Raw genomic sequence first — 17,771 nt, forward strand, 5'->3', positions numbered from 1 at the left:
ATGCGAAAATTCTAAATAGATGGAGTTGAAGTATATGGATCCGGATATTCAACCGCTGAACCCCATTGCCATACAAATCGGCCCTTTTGCTGTCCATTGGTACGGCATTATTATCGGTTTGGGAATTGCTCTCGCATTATATATTGCAATGAGGGAAGGGAATAAACATCACCTGGATAAAGAAACCTTTCCAGATTTGCTCATTTGGGCCATTCCTATATCGATCATTTGCGCTCGGATATATTACGTTATTTTTCAGTGGGACTATTACTCTCAAAACCCTGGAGATATGATAAAAATTTGGGAAGGCGGCATCGCGATTCACGGTGCACTCATAGGAGCGGTTGCGACCGCAATCGTTTTTTCCAGATTCAAAGGCATTTCCTTTTGGAAAATTGCAGACATCGCTGCTCCGAGCATTATTCTCGGACAGGCGATTGGCCGCTGGGGAAATTTTATGAACCAGGAAGCATACGGCGGAGAAGTAAGCCGTGCGTTCCTCGAAAACATGCATCTTCCTCAATTTATCATCGACCAAATGTATATAAACGGTGCTTATCATCACCCAACGTTTCTGTATGAATCAATCTGGAATATTATCGGGTTTGTGATACTAATTTTGTTAAGGAAAGTGAATTTGCGCCGCGGAGAGCTTTTCCTGTCGTATGTAATCTATTACTCGATCGGCCGTTTTTTCATTGAAGGAATGCGGACGGACAGTTTGATGCTGACAGGCAATTTAAGGATAGCGCAGGTCATTTCCCTTGTATTGATAGCCGTTGCAATAGCCCTGTGGGTGTATAGAAGGAAAGCAGGATTGTCAAAAGCCGGCTATTATGAATGAAGATATCGTTGTAATGGGGAGAATGGTAAGTGTATAAAACGTCGGTGAAACGTGGAACTATCAACGGATTAAAAACGACATGGACCCTCGGGAAAGTGATTTTTCCGGTAACCTTATTTGTCGTTCTGCTGCAACATACGCCCATTTTGCCGTGGGTGATACGGCTGATCGAGCCAGTCATGGGATTGCTAGGATTATCGGGAGATGCTGCAATCCCGCTTGTTCTCGGGAATTTCTTGAATTTGTACGCAGGCATTGCTGGGGTCATGTCCCTTGAGTTAACTGTCAAAGAAGTTTTCATCATTGCTGTGATGATGTCTTTTTCACATAACCTATTCATTGAATCGTCCGTCGCCATGAAGGTGGGAGTACCGTTTTGGCTCATTTTGGTCGTCCGACTCGGTTTGGCTGTCATCTCGGCCATAACAATAAATCTTGTATGGAGCGGCGGCCAGGATATAGCCCAGTACGGAATGGTTCCTGTACAGGATGAGCACGTGACGGGCGTTGCTGCCATCACCATGCTCGCTTTGAACAAGGCATCCCTCGGTGTGATCCAGCTGGCTATTATCGTCATACCTCTCATGGTCGGGATTCAGCTGTTAAAAGACTACAAATGGCTTGATGTCTTTTCCCGCTGGGTTGCGCCGTTCACCCGCATGCTTGGAATGAAGGAAAATACATCGACAACTATGGCTTCAGGACTTGTTTTCGGATTGGCCTATGGCGCTGGGGTCATGATTCAGGCAGTAAAAGAAGACGGTGTAAGCAAAAAAGATGTGACACTGGCATTTATTTTTCTTGTCGCCTGCCATGCGGTTGTCGAAGACACACTGATCTTTATTCCGCTTGGAATCCCAGTTCTGCCGCTGCTTATTATCAGACTTGTGACAGCGATCGCTTTGACATGGATTGTTGCTTCCGTTTGGAAACAGACGGATACTGCAAGAAGAGAAGGGAAAGTTGCATAGTGACTGAAGAAATAAATACATTGTTATTTGATCTGGACGGAACTCTGCTTGATACGAATGAATTAATTATCACCTCCTATTTGCATGCATTTGACCAATTTTACCCCGATCGCTTCAAGCGCGAGGACGTTCTTCCGTTTCTTGGACCACCTTTGATTGATGCGTTTGCGAGTGTGGATCCGGAAAAAGCGGAGGAAATGGTAGAGATTTACCGTAGGTTCAACACGGAAAAGCATGACATGCTTGTACATGAGTTTGAAGGTGTCTATGAGACCATCCGGACGCTTCATGAAAATGATTTTAAACTGGCGATTGTATCAACGAAAATACGGAAAACTGTTTTACAAGGGCTGGCCCTTACCAACTTGGACGAGTTCTTTGACGTAATTGTAACGCTGGACGAGGTGGAGAAAGCGAAGCCTGATCCGGAGCCGCTAGAAAAAGCGCTCGCAGCACTTGGTTCCAAGCCTGAGGAAGCTATGATGATCGGCGATAATTACCATGATATTTTAGGCGGAAAAAATGCCGGTACATATACGTGCGGTGTGTCGTGGTCAATCAAGGGAGCCGACTTTTTAAAACAGTATGAGCCGGATTATATGCTTGATAGGATGTCCGATCTGCTCGACATCGTCGGAGTGGGCAGGAGATGAGGAGGACAGTGCGCTTCCCGGTAGAGGGAGCGAACTCACTGTGGCATATATACAAGACCGTCCCGTTCTGGAAAGTCATGCGGAATTTCATCGTCATCCAGGCGGCCAGGTACACCCCTTTTTTAGCCATGAAAAATTGGATGTACCGCTCCTTTTTGAAAATGTCGGTCGGGGAGAAAACCTGCTTTGCCTTGATGGTCATGCCGGATATCATGTTTCCGGAAAAAATATCGGTCGGAAACAACACGATTATCGGTTATAATACTACAATTCTTGCCCATGAGTACTTGATCGAGGAATACAGGCTTGGTCCAGTTGAAATCGGCGATAATGTATTGATTGGTGCGAACACGACCATTCTCCCCGGGGTTGAAATTGGAAGCGAAGCGATCGTCTCCGCTGGGACCCTCGTACATAAAGATGTTCCGGCCGGCTCGTTTGTCGGCGGCAATCCAATGAAAATCATATATACAAAAGAAGAAATGGATGAACGCCGGAAGGCAGATTCCGAATATAGAAAATAACCCTTTTCGAAGGGTTATTTTTTGTTTAGCCCCCGTTATACTATTTTGTTGTTTTAAACGACTTCTTATGATTTTTAGCATAAGGGCGACGCCTTGCCTGGAATACTCTTCCTTTTTACAAGGCCGAAACGATCCCAACGGCAGGGGGTTCGCAGCCACAAAAGGGATAAGCGTAACCCGGTAAGACCCTCAGGAAAAGCCACCATGGAGAACGGCAATTGCACTCAAATGTATAAGCGCTGGGCTAGTACTGAAGCGACAGGAAGGCTCGCCGGTAGCTCGCGAAAAGCGTCCTGCAGCAGAGTAATTCAACGGTATAAAATAACAGCGCTTGTGTTTAATAAGGATTTTAATGGTTAAATGATTAAACATCCGTTCTATTAGATCATCATTTTGCGTATGAATCTGGTAGTTTCATTTTGGGCGATTTAAACAGGCAAATTTATGTTATACTACAAAAAGCGACAAAGGACGATTGCAACGGAGGAAATAACTATGTCCAGACACTCGAAAAAGAGAAAAGAGCGGGCGAAAATCTATACATTTTTACCGACAGGAGATTACTATTTTCATAAAGGACTCCAGTCGTATGATCGCTATGATTTTATAAATGCAAAAAAATATTTACAGAGGGCTTTGGAACTGGAACCGTTGGAACCGATGATTGCCTGCCAGCTTGCGCTTGTTCATACTGAAACAGGAGATTATGAAAAGTCAAATGAGCTCCTGTTAATGACGTTGAAAGAACTCGATGAACGGATGACGGAGTGCTACTATTTTTTAGCGAATAACTATGCTCATATGGGTCTGTACACGGAAGCATACCGCTATGCCCGGCTTTACCTTGAAAAGGATGAAGTAGGTGAGTTTTCCGTCGATGCGGAAGAACTGATTGAGTGGATTGGAATCAACGATGACGATAATATCTCATTGCTGAAAGAGCAAGAGGAGCTTCTTTACATGCAGGAAGAGTCAAGAGCCCTGCTTGAAGATGGAAAATATGCCGAGGCCGTGGAAATGCTCGAGGATATTGTAAAAGCACATCCGGATTTTTGGCCTGCTCATAACAATTTGGCATTGGCTTATTTTTATGAGGGGGAAACGAGCAAAGCCTTCTCAATGACAGAAAAAGTAATAGCGAATAATCCAGGGAACCTGCATGCCCTTTGCAATCTGGCTGTGTTTTATTACTATGAGCAGCAGACAGAGGATCTTGAAAAATTAATTAAAGCTTTAGAAAAAGTAAAGCCGATAAATTCCGAACACCGCTATAAACTGGGTGCGACCTTCGCACTGACAAAAAAATATGAACAATCTTATTATTGGTTAAGACAGCTTCAAAAGTCAGGATATGAGGGGAATTCAGGTTTCTATTACTGGCTTTCCAAGGCGGCCTTTTTTACAGGGAATGAGAAAGCCGCAAAGAGCGCCTGGAATCAGCTTGTCCTATTGGAACCTGATAAGGCCGGCTCCGAGCCATGGAATGAATCAAAGGAAGAAGCTGATCAAAAAAGCGGTGGGGACCATGCCCTTTTGAAGTTGTTGAGAAGTGATAATATACCTGAGCGGTTGTGTGCTATTTTTTTCATTTCGATATCTGATAGACAGCCGGCGCTGTTGACTCATCCATCCTTTAAATCAATTGATGAGTTCACTTATCCGGAAAAGCTTTATTTGGCAACAATTCTTAAAGTGGACAAACGACAGGGTGTCCACGCACGAATGAAGATTGATAAGGCTCACGAAACGGCAATTGAATTATATGAAAGATACGATGGACATCCCGCTGATGTCTTTGAACTTCTGAAGATGTGGTTTGAAGTTTTTCAAAAAGTTGTTGAATCAGGCGGTAAATTTGCAAATCCTGCAGCCTTTGCAGCTGCGGCAGAGTATGTCTGGAGTCTTGACAATCAGCAGGCCATCACACAGCGCGAAGTGGCAAAAAAATACGGGGTTTCCCCTTCTACACTTCGGAAATATATTACAAAAATAGAACTTTATCTTTAAATGAGCATATGTTTGGACGTACAGCAAATACTTTAATACGATATGATTAAGGGACTAATTAAAAACATTATAAAGTAAAAACTGTTCTTTTCTCGACGTAATTTCGAAGAGAAACAATAACCCTTTAAATATCCGAAGGAGTGTAGCAGCTATGTCAGAAGATAAAATTTATGATGTGATTATCGCAGGAGCGGGACCGGCGGGAATGACGGCCGCCGTCTATACATCCCGTGCAAACTTATCAACGCTTATGATTGAACGCGGTGTGCCGGGCGGCCAGATGGCGGATACGGCAGATGTGGAAAACTACCCAGGATTCGATCATATTTTGGGACCTGATCTATCAACGAAGATGTTTGAGCATGCGAAAAAATTCGGTGCTGAATATGCGTACGGCGACATTAAAGAAATTGTTGACGGCGATGAATATAAAGTTGTAAAAGCTGGGAACAAAGAATACAAAGCGTACGCAGTCATTGTGACCACAGGTGCCGAATATCGGAAAATCGGTGTTCCAGGGGAAGCAGAATTGACTGGCCGCGGAGTTTCATACTGTGCAGTGTGTGATGGAGCTTTCTTTAAGGATAAAGAGCTTGTTGTCATCGGAGGCGGGGATTCAGCCGTTGAGGAAGGCGCTTATTTGACACGTTTTGCTTCAAAAGTGACAATCATTCACCGCCGTGATGAGCTTAGAGCTCAGAAAATCCTTCAGGACCGCGCTTTTGCCAATGACAAGATCGACTTTATCTGGAGCCATACGGTAAAACAAGTAAACGAGGAAGATGGAAAAGTCGGTTCACTCACACTTGTTTCAACTAAAGACGGTTCCGAAAAAGAATTCAAGACAGACGGAATGTTTGTATATATAGGAATGGATCCTTTAACTCAATCAGTAGCCCATCTTGGCATCACAAATGAAGAAGGCTATATCGAAACAAATGAAAACATGGCAACAAGGGTACCAGGTATTTTTGCTGCGGGAGATGTGCGTGACAAATTATTAAGACAAATTGTCACTGCTACTGGAGACGGAAGTATTGCCGCCCAAAGCGCGCAAATTTACATTGAACGTTTGAAAGACGAACAGCTTGCAAAAAAACAAGCTGAAGCGTAATGCCCATTTAATCTGTTTGTAACAGTGTTGCAATGAAATTTGTGTATATTTATAGATGAGATATTGACCCCCTTTTTATACAATATCCCTTTTTGACGCACAGGAATTATCCTGTGCCTTTTTTTGTGTCAATAACAAGATGCGAGGTCCAGCCTATCTATAAAAAAGGCGTCTTTAAAGTTACCAAAGTGTTGTTCTTTTCTCCTTATCGGGCACTAAGAACTCGTCATAGTTACCGAAGAACTGTTAATTTCGCTTTTACGGTAACTAATGATTTTCAATGTAAGCCTAAATTTTTTTCGCATTTACAGTACCTAAGGGTAAATCTAACATACTATTTTCAAAATAATTGAGAGAAAATCGAATTCTTTATCTGAAATCAAATGGCAATGCGAATTTCCTGTTCCGCACGGCCTATGTTCAAATAATGAACTGTATTATTTTAGCCATGGAAACTTGCCCGTGGCGCTGTCCTTCTTGTCAAGAAAATAGTATAATATGTAGAACATCGTCTATTTTTTACAATTAATTTCTAAAACTACACATAATAATGAGGAGCGGCCAAGCTGTTTCCGCATATACATATGTATTATCCCTGTTTTTAGAGTGAGAGAGGGTGAAGTCCATGAATAACGTATCCATGGAGGATATTCAATTAGTTATCATAACAGGCATGTCAGGAGCAGGTAAAACTGTTGCCATTCATAGTTTCGAGGATTTGGGTTTCTTTTGTGTGGATAACTTGCCGCCAGCTTTGATGCCCAAATTTCTGGAATTGATGAAGGAATCTGGTAATAAGATGAACAAGGTTGCGCTTGTAATGGACTTGCGGGGCCGGGAGTTTTTTGATACCTTGCTTCGTGTTATTGATGACTTGTCAGATTCTAATTGGGTTGCGCCGCAAATCCTGTTCCTTGATGCTGATGACGCAGCGCTTGTCCGAAGATATAAGGAGACGCGCCGATCCCATCCTCTTGCTCCGCTGGGCCTTCCACTTGAAGGAATCAAGCAGGAGAGGGATTTGCTGGAGGAGCTGAAAGGGAGGGCGCAGTATATTTATGATACTTCCCAAATGAAGCCGAAAGAATTACGTGAAAAGATTCTTACCGAGTTTTCAGCTAATAAACAGGCTGTATTTATGGTGAATGTCATGTCGTTCGGTTTTAAACACGGCATTCCCATTGATGCCGATCTTGTATTTGATGTAAGGTTTTTGCCGAATCCCCATTATATCGATCATATGAGGCCGAAAACGGGACTGGAGGATGAGGTGGCAAGCTACGTTCTCAAATGGAGCGATACACAGAAGTTTCTTGCCAAGGTGACTGATCTGTTGACATTCATGCTGCCGCATTATAAACGGGAAGGGAAAAGCCAGCTTGTGATCGCCATCGGGTGTACCGGCGGGCAGCACAGGTCTGTAGCGCTGACTGAATATATTGCCCATTATATTAAAAAAGATTATCATACAAGGATTACACACCGTGATATTCATAAGAGAAAGGAAATAGCCACATGACGACTCAATATGTACCTAAAATTGTTGTCATTGGCGGGGGTACCGGATTGCCAGTTCTGTTAAGGGGACTTAAGAAGTATCCTGTCGATATCACGGCGATTGTAACAGTAGCCGACGACGGAGGAAGTTCCGGAAGATTACGGACCGAGCTTGAAATTCCACCGCCTGGAGACATACGGAATGTCATAGCTGCTTTGTCGGAAGCTGAGCCTCTGATCATCGACATGTTTCAGCATCGCTTTAATACGTCAAACGAGCTTTCCGGCCACTCATTGGGCAACTTGATCATCGCTGCCCTTACGTCAATCACCGGTGATTTTGTCCAGGCAGTAAAAGAAATGAGCCGGGTATTGAACGTCCACGGGAAAGTCCTTCCTGCGGCCAACCAGAGTGTTGTCCTTCATGCAGAAATGACGGATGGCAGCTTTGTTTCAGGAGAATCCAAAATTCCTTCCTTAAGAAAAGAAATTAAAAGGGTATTTTTGACGCCAGAAATAATAAAGCCATTGCCGGAAACGATCCAGTCCATCCGAGAGGCGGATATGATAGTGATTGGTCCCGGAAGCTTATATACGAGCATTCTGCCCAATCTACTCGTTCCTGGTTTAGGTGAGGAAGTCTGCAACGCAAAGGCGCGTAAAGTATATATTTGCAACTTGATGACACAGCCGGGAGAAACAACGGGATTCACTGCCAGCAGGCATGTAAAAGCCCTGTATGAACACATGGACTGTTCATTTGTCGATACGATACTTGTAAACAACGAAGAGATTCCTCCCGATCTCCAGCATCGATATGAAAAAGAAATGGCTATTCCCGTTTATTTCGATGTTGACCAACTCATCGCCCTTGGTATGGAGGTTGTCCAGGACAAAATCGTCACCATTGAAAAAGGTTATATTCGACATGACACTGAAACGGTGGCAAACATACTCTACTCATTGCTGGGCAGTAATTTGAGCCGGGTTGCCAGCACTTAGACGTTGGTAAAAGGAGGAAGCAACAATGTCTTTTGCCTCGGAAACGAAAAAGGAACTTACGAATTTGCCTGTAAAGGATTGCTGCTCAAAGGCGGAGCTTTCAGCGCTTATCAGAATGAACGGCTCACTGTCTTTTTCCAATAAAGAATTGATTGTGAATGTCCAAACTGAAAATGCAGCAATTGCAAGAAGGATTTATACTTTAATAAAAAGGATCTACGATGCTGAAGTAGAATTGCTTGTGCGGAAGAAGATGCGTCTGAAGAAAAATAATGTGTATATTGTCAGGCTGAGAGAAGATGCTGAAAACATACTGAAGGATTTAATGATTCTTGGTGACAATTTCATGTCCATCCGTGAAATTTCTCCCGCGCTCATTTATAATAAATGCTGCAAAAGATCCTATATGCGGGGAGCTTTCCTTGCTGGTGGATCAGTGAATAATCCCGAAAGATCATCTTACCATCTTGAGATTTTTTCATTATATAAAGAGCACAATGATGCATTATGTGAACTCATGAACGAGTTTGAGTTAAACAGTAAAACGCTCGAAAGAAAAAACGGTTTTATCACCTACTTGAAAGAGGCAGAAAAAATAACCGAGTTTTTGAATATCATTGGCGCTCATAATGCGCTGCTACGCTTTGAAGATGTACGGATAGTCAGAGATATGCGCAATTCGGTCAATAGGCTTGTCAATTGTGAAACAGCCAACCTGAATAAGACGATTGGCGCGGCCCTCAGACAGGTGGAAAACATCCGCTACATCCAGGAGACAGTCGGGCTTGAGCACTTGCCGGAGAGACTTAGGGAAATTGCAGTGCTCAGGATGACGCATCAAGATGTTACCCTCAAGGAGTTGGGTGAAATGGTGTCAACTGGACAAATCAGCAAATCAGGCATCAATCATCGCCTGCGAAAAATCGATGAAATTGCGGATAAACTTCGCTCTGGCGATCCATCTCTTTTGATTAATAAAAAATAAGATTTCCGATTTGAAGGAGGAAGTACATTGGCAGAAAAAGAAGTTACAGTAGGATTGAAATCAGGTTTACAAGCACGGCCTGCAGCACAATTTGTTCAGGAAGCAAACCGGTTCTCATCAGATATTTTCATTGAAAAAGATGGCAAAAAAGTAAATGCGAAAAGCATTATGGGATTAATGAGCCTGGCGGCTGGTACAGGAGCAGCCATCAAATTGATTGCTGAAGGTCCAGACGAAGAAGATGCGATTAAAACGCTGGCGGAATTCGTGGAAAATGACCGCTGATTCAATGATAAAAGGGCTACCCTTATAAAAAGTCTTTTAACCGACTTTATGGGAAGCCCTTTTAACTATGAAAAATAGGAAAAAGCGCCAAAGTAGGCGCTTTAAGCTTTTCTATTGTCCAGCGACGCACAGGATGTGCTAGTGCAGGCGAAGCGACAGGACGTCGCTAGCCTTGAGCCTGCCTCCGACGCCTAGCCCCTCGAGGTCACAAGCCGCTTCCCTGTGGTGGCTGAGAAACTGCCTCCTCGGGGATCGTCTTGTGCTTGTCGGGGCTAATCCAGGCGTCTCCGCTTTTCTTTAACCTCTTATTTTTTTGTGATTCCTTCGTTACGATCGATGATGTGGTCAATCAAACCGTATTCTTTCGCTCTTTCCGCAGTCATGAAGTTATCGCGGTCTGTGTCGCGCTCAATCACTTCAAGTGGCTGGCCAGTACGCTCAGCAAGGATTTTATTGAGTTTTTCGCGCATGAACAAAATACGTCTTGCTGCGATCTCAATTTCCGTCGCCTGCCCTTGAGCACCGCCAAGCGGCTGGTGGATCATTACCTCACTGTTTGGCAGGGCATAACGTTTGCCTTTTGTGCCTGCTGCCAATAGGAAGGCACCCATGGAAGCCGCCATTCCGATACAGATTGTCTGTACGTTCGGCTTGATGAACTGCATTGTATCGTAAATCGCCATTCCGGCTGTGATGCTTCCGCCAGGGCTGTTAATGTAGATGGAAATATCTTTTTCAGGGTTTTCCGCTTCAAGGAATAATAGCTGCGCGACAATGGAGTTCGCGACATTATCGTCTATCCCGCTTCCAAGCATGATAATCCGATCTTTCAATAGTCTGGAATAAATGTCGTATGCTCGTTCCCCACGGTTTGTTTGTTCAATAACTGTTGGAATTAAATTCATCTTTCTCCTCCTCTTTAAAGTGGCTGGTATCAGCCGTTTTTCACTTTGGTAAACTTTGTATGTAATGATATCATACATTGATGGTCAATAAAGGTCAAACGATTCGACTCTTTGTGCAATATAGATATCATACAAATCATATTAACCATCTGGACATAATTTAAACTAAATAAGGGTTGCAAGCTTTACTTTTATCGCTTATAATCATATATCGTACGATAAAAAATTGCCCTCGTAGTGTAACGGATAACACGTAAGATTCCGGTTCTTAAAATGTGGGTTCGATTCCTGCCGAGGGCGCTTCCAGGTAAATATGTTCATAAAACACTCGAAAATGTTGTTATATCAATGTTTCGGGTGTTTTTTTTTTGAAGAATTTGATTGGAAACGATAGGTTTTGAAACGTTTTTATACAAAATTTACGCAACTCTCATATTCTTGAATGTTTTTATGGCGATCTTGTATCTTCTTCACGCAATTCCTTTATCAAATAGCCGAGAATACTCGCGTCATAAGTCGTGCAGGGTTCGAGACGTGTGTGGAAATCCAAGTATGGTGATTGGTTCTATTTTAAACTTTTTAAACATATGTTCAAGTATTTTGTTTGCATTATTGTTATTAATAACCTTGCTCTCGCTTTATGGGTTAAAAAACACCACCCCATTTTGATTCGCTAATTCAATAGAATTCTCTTCCCGTTTTGATTAAGCTATTAGGGATGCCTTCCTTTCTAACCTTTCACGAAAAAGCCCTGCCAAATAAATTTTTTTAAAATAACCTATGTTAAAGTATGTCCTACGGTATATTTAGAAAGGGAAAAAGACCCACCCCTTGTTAAATAGATGTAACACCCGGTAAAGGAGGAAAATGTGATTTACCAGAAGTATTTGACATGACCCACTTTGAACTTTTCTACCATTAAATCATATGTTTTCCCCCCCCTGACAAGGATTTCTAAACGTTCTGATCCGGCAAGGCTTTAAATTTCCCCCCATATTTTTGGAACACATCAGTCATTTTTAACTATGACAAATCCATCAATTAATTAAGGAATAGCTTCAGTGAAAAGGCAATTTTTCAAGTTTTGTCGGCAGGCTAAGCACGTCGGGTAAATAAATGGGCGTATTGCTGTTTCAATATCACTGCATGGCACATATAAATATAAGGAAAATATTCTAGGAGGCTAAAAAAATATGAATAAGGATTTGATGCGTTCCTTACAAGATAGAGTGGTTAAAATAGACCGGGGAGGACCCGAGTCCCGTGTTGGTAAAATGCTCGAAGTAGCATACGATCATATTACAGTTCTTACAGAAGGTGACGGGGTAGTTTATTATAATACACACCATATCAAGAGTCTGACTGAAAATGTTAAAAAAGGATTGAATTTGGAACTTGAAACTCCTGAGGAATTGGATTATATAAAAGCGGGGGATTTTAAAAGTGTTTTACGCGGCCTAAAATCCCGCTGGGTACAAATTAATCGTGGTGGCCCCGAAATGCTTGAAGGTGTGCTTGAGGAAGCCAATGACGATTTCATAAAAGTTATATCGAATGAAGAAGTCGTTTGGGTTTCAAGGTTTCATATTCGCAACATCAGTCACGGGGCTAAGGTTGAAAAAGGAAAGTCTGAAAAAGCTGATAAGGATGGAAAAAAGCAAAATAATCAAAAGAACACAGCGGAAAAAAAGGCAAAAAAGCAGGAAGATGGTTCAAAAGGTGGAACTTACTAACTGGTATAACTTATTTATGTCGCTTCAATAAGGTGGAGCGACAAAGTCCTTTAGAGGGGCTTCTAAAATGGAAGAAACAAAAATTACCGCAAGTGCTGAGTATCCTTAAAGGTACGAGTGTTGGTATGTTTCTTCAAAACTGCCAATTTGTTGAGGGGGTTTTGCAAGGTGTTAAACCGGACCACCTTATTGCTGTTGTAAATAATCATATTTTTTATTTAGCGTCTCATCAAATCCTTGCACTTTCTAAGAATGCCAAAAGCTACAATTTTAAGCCTGTATTTGTTCCTTATCTTGAAAGAGTTCAATTTGGGATATCTTGACCATTTGAAATATAAACCCTCAATGGTTTGAATAAACTAGCATTCGTTGGGATACCTACCACTAATTCGGAAGATTACATCTTGTTAATGAGGAACAACTGTTTATTCAAAGGCTATTAATATCGAATAAATTAAATGAGATTTATGATATTAAGGGTCGGTGCAATCAAATTTTAATAAGGAAGTATTCAAGGCTCCTCATTTAAATGCAAGTGCTTAATCAACAGACAAGTTGGAGCCTTTCCAAGAAGAGGTAAGTAATAGTATGGCTGGAAGGCACATCATTGGAAATCATGTGCAATTCCCAACTGAAGGTGATTCGCGATTTTAAGAAAGAAGAAAATCATGAATAATAATATCCCGTTCAGCGAGCTTCTTCCATAGTTGAATTTGAGGAAGATTCCCAAGAAGATCCGGAATATGTATTTGAAGAACAGCCTAAAGTCGCGTTATTCAAATGGAAGAAAATTTAAAGGACGCCTACTTCAAAAGTGGAAAGAACTTGTGTGAAGTTACAGCAACAAATATAACTAATAATTTTACTGAAGAATATTCAGTTCATAAAGGATCCCATGAAAGTTAGTGATAGGCTATTAGATATAAATAAGGAAAATGAATTGCTTACTCAGTCCGCCAGGGATAACCGACGTCAATTGGTGCAGTAATAGTTTTATTGCAGGTATTTTTTATGGGGCGATGTTCTAGGAATACTAAATGTCTCTGACTATATTTTCCATCATCATGATGACAATAGTGTTCGACAACATAGGTCTATTCAGGTGGGGTGCATTTATTGTAGTTAATTAGTCAAGAGGATCAGGAGTTACACTATATATATTTATACTAATCTTCTTTTCTTTTTTATGACCATGTTTTTTTATAAAGACGGCAGTATACCCATCACAACACCAATAATCATTCTTATTATTACAATTCTGCGGATAAATCCCCACCAGTTTTTCCCCTATCTAATATCGGTGCAATCATTACAACTGCAGCAAAGTTCCGCTAGCAGTCAGAAATTCTTCCAATCTAATAGCGTAAAAGATTGTCGGATTAAGTTTATGACTGCATAGCTACTTTAATAAGGATGTTTATTCTTAAAAAGCTTTCATTCAACATTATATGGAGACAGTACATGCAAGTTATATTTCTTTATTCCAATTGGTTTATTTGATTAAATAATGGAGGAGTAGGTATGAATAAAATTTTTCAAAAACTTATTAACGAAATTGTTAATATAGAAATTTCCGGAAAAAAATATATTAATGGTACTCTTATTGATGCTGGAAGTGATATAGCTGTCATTTTCGACGGAAAAGATTATGTGTATATTCCTTTGGTTCATATACAAAGTATAAAAATGGCTGATGCAAATGAGTATAATATATCGGGGCCCACAGAACCATCAGTACTAGTTTCGGAAGATGGAAATAATGAATTGTCACTGCGAAAAGTTCTTACTAAAGGGAAAGGAATGTTTGTTGAAATTTATGTCACCGGTAAACAAGAATTACACGGTTATTTAACAAGTATCATGAATAATTACTTTGTGTTCCATTCTCCTGTTTTTAAAACGATGTACATCACACTCAATCATCTTAAATGGATTATTCCATACACACAGGAGAAACGCCCGTATGGACTGGAGAGCCATAATTTCCCCATTCAACCAACAAATACATTATTAGCAAGATCATTTGAGGTTCAAATGGAAAAATTTAAAAATAAAATGGTTGTAATCAATCTGGGGGAGAATAATACTCATATAGGCAAAATAAATAACATCTCCGAACAAATGGTAGAGATTCAAACAGCAAGAGACGAACCCATCTTAATAAACCTTCACCACATTAAAACACTTCATCAAGTGTAGTTTTTTATCAGAAAGAATGTACAAACTACAAAGTATGAATCCATCATTAGTACAGACCAAGGCCATGGTTTGTACTGATACTTTTTTAAACCTAAGTGAAGGAAAGTTTCAGAAAGATATGTGTAAAACCATCCTTCTGCAGTTGTAGTTGCTTATTTAGGAACCTATATTTTGTTCAAAAAGTTGCTGTTCTGACTTTAAGAAATAAATACTATCAACCAATGAACAAATGGGAAAAGGTAATGACGTAACTCGCAAGATGTTTTCAAGGTTCATGACAAGAAGCTGGAGGCAATGACGGTCTCATTTGTCTATTGAGGACATGCTTAAATAAGGCCAAGCCTAACAGCATGCTTGCCCTCTCAAAATTTCCTTAGATGAGATTTCCAGGTAATCCTGAATTCTTTTTGTATTTGACCGAGGTTTTCCCGGGGTAATCTTGAAAAATGAAAAGCAAATAGAGATTTTTATAAACGCAATGGGATGTTCATAAGTTACATGTTTTAAATCCAAAGATTTCCACTACTTAATCACTTCAAACCAAACATTAGATTCACTATCCGGATCACCATTATAGTTAACTGTAATCTCTTCACCTTTTTTTATATCTTTCAGAGCATAAAAATCAATTGTATACTGATCAAGATTATTGACAAATTTTGAGTTGGGTGTATAGGAATGATTGTATAATGAACCGTACCCCAAGGCAATTGCAGGGTTTCTATATTTTTTCCCCCAGTTAAAGAAGTACTCATTAAGTTTTGTCTTTTTTATATATTTTCGTTCAGATTTTGATAAAACTATGACAGGTGCGGATTCAATAAGATCTCCTTTCTTGAAATCACACAATGCAAAAACACCTCTTCCATATTTACCTGTATCTTGTACGGAAACCTTCTGCAGTGAAATCCCTCCTTTGGGTTTTAATCAAGTTCTGATAAATGCTCTTTTAAATAATGACTTCTATCTTTAATAAATTGACAGATGAATTCTGGTTCGTTATTAAAGGTATCTATTTTCCTTTTTTTGTAGGGATCATTCAAGATATGGGGGCGCAGTGATTGGTGTAGTTTATTTATTTTGTTTTCCATATTGTGAACAGTAAATTTTGTGTCGAGCACTTTCTCCAATTTCTGTTTATACTGTTTTCTGAATTCCGGCATTTGTAAAAGACGGAAGCACAGGTAATTTCCTTCTTTTCCTTGAATCGGTACGTAATCACATGCCATTCTGCCTCCATCTACTTTCCGTCCCCATGTTGCATCGTAATCCCAAGGGATAATTTCATACAGGCCTGTATGTGTGTTTTGATATAGTGAGTAGTTATGTGTAAATCCGTCATTATTCATGGTGCAGACCGCGCCAACCATCCAGTCCAAATACTTATCAATTTTTACATAATCAGGGATAACATTGGAAAATTTCAAGTCCGATGTAGTATTGATTACGTCAATTAGTTTCCTCAGTGATTCATCATCATCCTTGTTCCCGATCTTTTGTTTATATCCGGAAATCCTTGATCTTTTTTTGTGCCCATCCCTTGTAAATGAAAAATTTGCATTATTATTAACTGCATAATAAATAGGACCTATTGGCAGATTCCGCTTCTTGAGAAACAAATCATCAACGGATTCCAATAATAAATAAATGCCTTTAGGGACACCATTTCGTATTAGGTTGACGTGGTAGCTTTTCGGTGATAGAACACCAATGTCGTTAAAAAAGTCAAGAGATAACTTATTTCGGATAAGAGATGGGTCCCTATATTCAGCATTAAGATGGATTTCCCGACTTCCAGCAAACATATCGGGTTCAATAAATTCTATAAAATAGGACCTTTTACGAAACGCACGGGTATATGAACCTCTGTAAGCAATATCAACATCATAAGCGGTATGATCGATAACCAAGTTGGCAGGTAAAGGTAAGTCGTTCCAAATATCACTCCGAAGTTCTTCCAAATCCTTTTCTTCCATAGTTATGGAAAAAGTTGGTGTTTGGCTCTCCACGGTTTTTTCACCTCTTTTGTATTCAAAAAGAGGAGTTTATATACCCCTCTATAATTAACTAGTGCTCCTTCTTCTACGACGCGATCCTGTACTACTTGTGCCGGTTGAAGCAGTACCTGTTGTACTTGTGGTAGTGCTAGTTCCTGTTGCCTCCCCTTTACCCTTACCCTTACCCTTACCCTTACCCTTACCTTTGCCTTTGCCTTTGCCACCTGTAGAGCTGGTACCAGTAGTACTTGTGCCGGTTGAACCAGTACTTGTTGTACCTGTGGTAGTGCCAGTTCCAGTTGATCCCCCTTTACCTTTGCCTCCTGTAGAGCTGGTGCCGGTTGAACCAGTGCTTGTTGTGCCAGTACTTGTTGTGCCAGTACTAGTTGTACCTGTAGTAGTGCTAGTTCCGGTTGATCCCCCTTTACCTTTTCCTCCCGAAGAGCTGGTGCCGGTTGAACCAGTGTTTGTTGTGCCAGTACTAGTTGTACCTGTGGTAGTGCTGGTTCCAGTTGACCCCCCTTTACCTTTACCTTTACCTTTACCTTTACCTTTACCTTTACCTTTGCCACCTGTAGAGCTGGTACCGGTAGTACTTGTGCCGGTTGCTCCAGTACTGGTTGAACCTGTGGTAGTGCTTGTTCCTGTTGAACTTGTACTGGTTGAACCAGTTGTATGCTCATTTAAATTAATATCTGACATTTAATCGCCCCATTTCCAATAATTTAATATATCGTATGAGACGCCAAATAAATGGATACAGCAAATTCACTAACATTTGAAGACTATTTTGTAAAAACATTATGAAAACAGGATGCCAGGATACCTGATAAACCGGAAAATGTTAATTATCTCAAGTTGAAGAGGCTTGGGCACAATGGAAGAATCAACGGATTCAGCGCTGTCTATAGAGATAATGGAGAAAACAGTTGTCAATTTGATGGGGGCACTTACTTAAACATAAAAAAAGTTTTAAAAAGATAAAACTTGTGTCTGCTATTCTCAAGTTAATTGATTGATAAGTTCGATGAAAAATTAGCAGAACAAACCTTGGC

General features: G+C 40.7%; 17 protein-coding genes and 1 tRNA gene. 14 read left to right on the forward strand and 4 right to left on the reverse strand.

From position 1 onward, the window contains the following. The first annotated feature begins 34 nt into the window (after positions 1 to 34). The 10 genes from lgt to D4T97_RS03595 all read left to right on the forward strand — a co-directional run bounded on the left by lgt (position 35) and on the right by D4T97_RS03595 (position 9,882). Positions 35 to 844, forward strand: coding sequence for a prolipoprotein diacylglyceryl transferase (lgt, locus tag D4T97_RS03550; protein WP_126047686.1), 810 nt, complete (start codon positions 35 to 37; stop codon positions 842 to 844). 29 nt (positions 845 to 873) lie between these two features. Further along, positions 874 to 1,815 carry a nucleoside recognition domain-containing protein gene (locus tag D4T97_RS03555; RefSeq protein ID WP_126047688.1) on the forward strand — a complete coding sequence of 314 codons (942 nt, stop codon included), beginning with the start codon at positions 874 to 876 and terminating at the stop codon, positions 1,813 to 1,815. Then, positions 1,815 to 2,468 carry a pyrophosphatase PpaX gene (gene ppaX / locus D4T97_RS03560; RefSeq protein WP_235872137.1) on the forward strand — a complete coding sequence of 218 codons (654 nt, stop codon included), beginning with the start codon at positions 1,815 to 1,817 and terminating at the stop codon, positions 2,466 to 2,468. The genes D4T97_RS03555 and ppaX overlap by 1 nt, the downstream gene beginning before the upstream one ends. Continuing rightward, the gene (locus tag D4T97_RS03565; protein ID WP_126047692.1) at positions 2,465 to 2,992 is read left to right on the forward strand and encodes an acyltransferase; all 528 of its coding nucleotides are present in this window, start codon (positions 2,465 to 2,467) and stop codon (positions 2,990 to 2,992) included. The genes ppaX and D4T97_RS03565 overlap by 4 nt, the downstream gene beginning before the upstream one ends. Before the next feature lie 495 nt (positions 2,993 to 3,487). After that, complete coding sequence (locus D4T97_RS03570) at positions 3,488 to 4,999, forward strand: tetratricopeptide repeat protein (protein WP_126047694.1); 1,512 nt, start codon at positions 3,488 to 3,490, stop codon at positions 4,997 to 4,999. 151 nt (positions 5,000 to 5,150) lie between these two features. Next, entirely contained in the window at positions 5,151 to 6,113 is a 963-nt protein-coding gene (gene trxB, locus D4T97_RS03575; RefSeq protein ID WP_126047696.1) for a thioredoxin-disulfide reductase, read from the forward strand. 625 nt (positions 6,114 to 6,738) lie between these two features. Next, positions 6,739 to 7,632: an RNase adapter RapZ gene (gene rapZ / locus D4T97_RS03580; protein ID WP_126047698.1), complete on the forward strand. Its 894-nt coding sequence runs from the start codon at positions 6,739 to 6,741 to the stop codon at positions 7,630 to 7,632. Beyond that, positions 7,629 to 8,612 carry a gluconeogenesis factor YvcK family protein gene (locus D4T97_RS03585; protein WP_126047700.1) on the forward strand — a complete coding sequence of 328 codons (984 nt, stop codon included), beginning with the start codon at positions 7,629 to 7,631 and terminating at the stop codon, positions 8,610 to 8,612. Before rapZ ends, D4T97_RS03585 begins: the two co-directional genes overlap by 4 nt. 25 nt (positions 8,613 to 8,637) lie before the next feature. After that, positions 8,638 to 9,597, forward strand: a complete 960-nt coding sequence (whiA, locus tag D4T97_RS03590; RefSeq protein WP_126047702.1) for a DNA-binding protein WhiA — start codon at positions 8,638 to 8,640, stop codon at positions 9,595 to 9,597. A gap of 27 nt (positions 9,598 to 9,624) precedes the next feature. Beyond that, a complete protein-coding gene (locus D4T97_RS03595; protein ID WP_126047704.1) occupies positions 9,625 to 9,882 on the forward strand; it encodes an HPr family phosphocarrier protein in 258 nt (85 codons plus the stop codon). A gap of 305 nt (positions 9,883 to 10,187) precedes the next feature. On the opposite strand, the gene clpP is transcribed toward D4T97_RS03595, so the two are convergent. Beyond that, on the reverse strand, positions 10,188 to 10,787 hold the full coding sequence (gene clpP / locus D4T97_RS03600; RefSeq protein WP_126047706.1) for an ATP-dependent Clp endopeptidase proteolytic subunit ClpP: 600 nt from the start codon (positions 10,785 to 10,787) through the stop codon (positions 10,188 to 10,190). A gap of 228 nt (positions 10,788 to 11,015) precedes the next feature. Between clpP and D4T97_RS03605 the strand changes: the two genes are divergently transcribed. The 4 genes from D4T97_RS03605 (at position 11,016) to D4T97_RS03620 (ending at position 14,719) form a co-directional block, all read left to right on the forward strand. Continuing rightward, positions 11,016 to 11,087, forward strand: a tRNA-Arg gene (locus D4T97_RS03605). An 893-nt stretch (positions 11,088 to 11,980) separates the two neighbouring features. Continuing rightward, positions 11,981 to 12,520 (forward strand): hypothetical protein, encoded by a 540-nt coding sequence (locus D4T97_RS03610; RefSeq protein ID WP_206435527.1) that lies wholly within the window; start codon positions 11,981 to 11,983, stop codon positions 12,518 to 12,520. Between the two features lie 125 nt (positions 12,521 to 12,645). Then, complete coding sequence (locus tag D4T97_RS21050; protein WP_164525456.1) at positions 12,646 to 12,843, forward strand: DUF2642 domain-containing protein; 198 nt, start codon at positions 12,646 to 12,648, stop codon at positions 12,841 to 12,843. 1,198 nt (positions 12,844 to 14,041) lie between these two features. Continuing rightward, positions 14,042 to 14,719, forward strand: a complete 678-nt coding sequence (locus D4T97_RS03620) for a DUF2642 domain-containing protein (RefSeq protein WP_126047710.1) — start codon at positions 14,042 to 14,044, stop codon at positions 14,717 to 14,719. A gap of 522 nt (positions 14,720 to 15,241) precedes the next feature. Here the strand turns inward: D4T97_RS03620 and D4T97_RS03625 are convergent. Genes D4T97_RS03625 through D4T97_RS03635 form a run of 3 tightly spaced genes read right to left on the reverse strand, consistent with a single transcriptional unit; the run spans position 15,242 to position 17,288 of the window. Continuing rightward, on the reverse strand, positions 15,242 to 15,628 hold the full coding sequence (locus D4T97_RS03625) for an SET domain-containing protein (RefSeq protein WP_328588759.1): 387 nt from the start codon (positions 15,626 to 15,628) through the stop codon (positions 15,242 to 15,244). A 14-nt stretch (positions 15,629 to 15,642) separates the two neighbouring features. Beyond that, a complete protein-coding gene (locus D4T97_RS03630; RefSeq protein WP_126048073.1) occupies positions 15,643 to 16,695 on the reverse strand; it encodes a CotH kinase family protein in 1,053 nt (350 codons plus the stop codon). Positions 16,696 to 16,697: 2 nt separating this feature from the next. Beyond that, positions 16,698 to 17,288 carry a hypothetical protein gene (locus tag D4T97_RS03635; RefSeq protein ID WP_126047714.1) on the reverse strand — a complete coding sequence of 197 codons (591 nt, stop codon included), beginning with the start codon at positions 17,286 to 17,288 and terminating at the stop codon, positions 16,698 to 16,700. Between the last annotated feature and the right edge of the window lie 483 nt (positions 17,289 to 17,771).

Origin of the sequence: Siminovitchia acidinfaciens (assembly GCF_003605385.1) — a bacterium.
GTDB lineage: Bacteria > Bacillota > Bacilli > Bacillales > Bacillaceae_C > Siminovitchia > Siminovitchia acidinfaciens.

What these genes read in the sequence shown, in the direction of transcription:
- lgt (WP_126047686.1), top strand. Translation starts at nt 35, where the DNA reads ATGGATCCGGATATTCAACCGCTGAACCCCATTGCCATACAAATCGGC.
- D4T97_RS03565 (WP_126047692.1), top strand. Translation starts at nt 2,465, where the DNA reads ATGAGGAGGACAGTGCGCTTCCCGGTAGAGGGAGCGAACTCACTGTGG.
- D4T97_RS03570 (WP_126047694.1), top strand. Translation starts at nt 3,488, where the DNA reads ATGTCCAGACACTCGAAAAAGAGAAAAGAGCGGGCGAAAATCTATACA.
- trxB (WP_126047696.1), top strand. Translation starts at nt 5,151, where the DNA reads ATGTCAGAAGATAAAATTTATGATGTGATTATCGCAGGAGCGGGACCG.
- rapZ (WP_126047698.1), top strand. Translation starts at nt 6,739, where the DNA reads ATGAATAACGTATCCATGGAGGATATTCAATTAGTTATCATAACAGGC.
- D4T97_RS03585 (WP_126047700.1), top strand. Translation starts at nt 7,629, where the DNA reads ATGACGACTCAATATGTACCTAAAATTGTTGTCATTGGCGGGGGTACC.
- whiA (WP_126047702.1), top strand. Translation starts at nt 8,638, where the DNA reads ATGTCTTTTGCCTCGGAAACGAAAAAGGAACTTACGAATTTGCCTGTA.
- clpP (WP_126047706.1), bottom strand. Translation starts at nt 10,787, where the DNA reads ATGAATTTAATTCCAACAGTTATTGAACAAACAAACCGTGGGGAACGA.
- D4T97_RS03610 (WP_206435527.1), top strand. Translation starts at nt 11,981, where the DNA reads ATGAATAAGGATTTGATGCGTTCCTTACAAGATAGAGTGGTTAAAATA.
- D4T97_RS21050 (WP_164525456.1), top strand. Translation starts at nt 12,646, where the DNA reads ATGTTTCTTCAAAACTGCCAATTTGTTGAGGGGGTTTTGCAAGGTGTT.
- D4T97_RS03620 (WP_126047710.1), top strand. Translation starts at nt 14,042, where the DNA reads ATGAATAAAATTTTTCAAAAACTTATTAACGAAATTGTTAATATAGAA.
- D4T97_RS03630 (WP_126048073.1), bottom strand. Translation starts at nt 16,695, where the DNA reads ATGGAAGAAAAGGATTTGGAAGAACTTCGGAGTGATATTTGGAACGAC.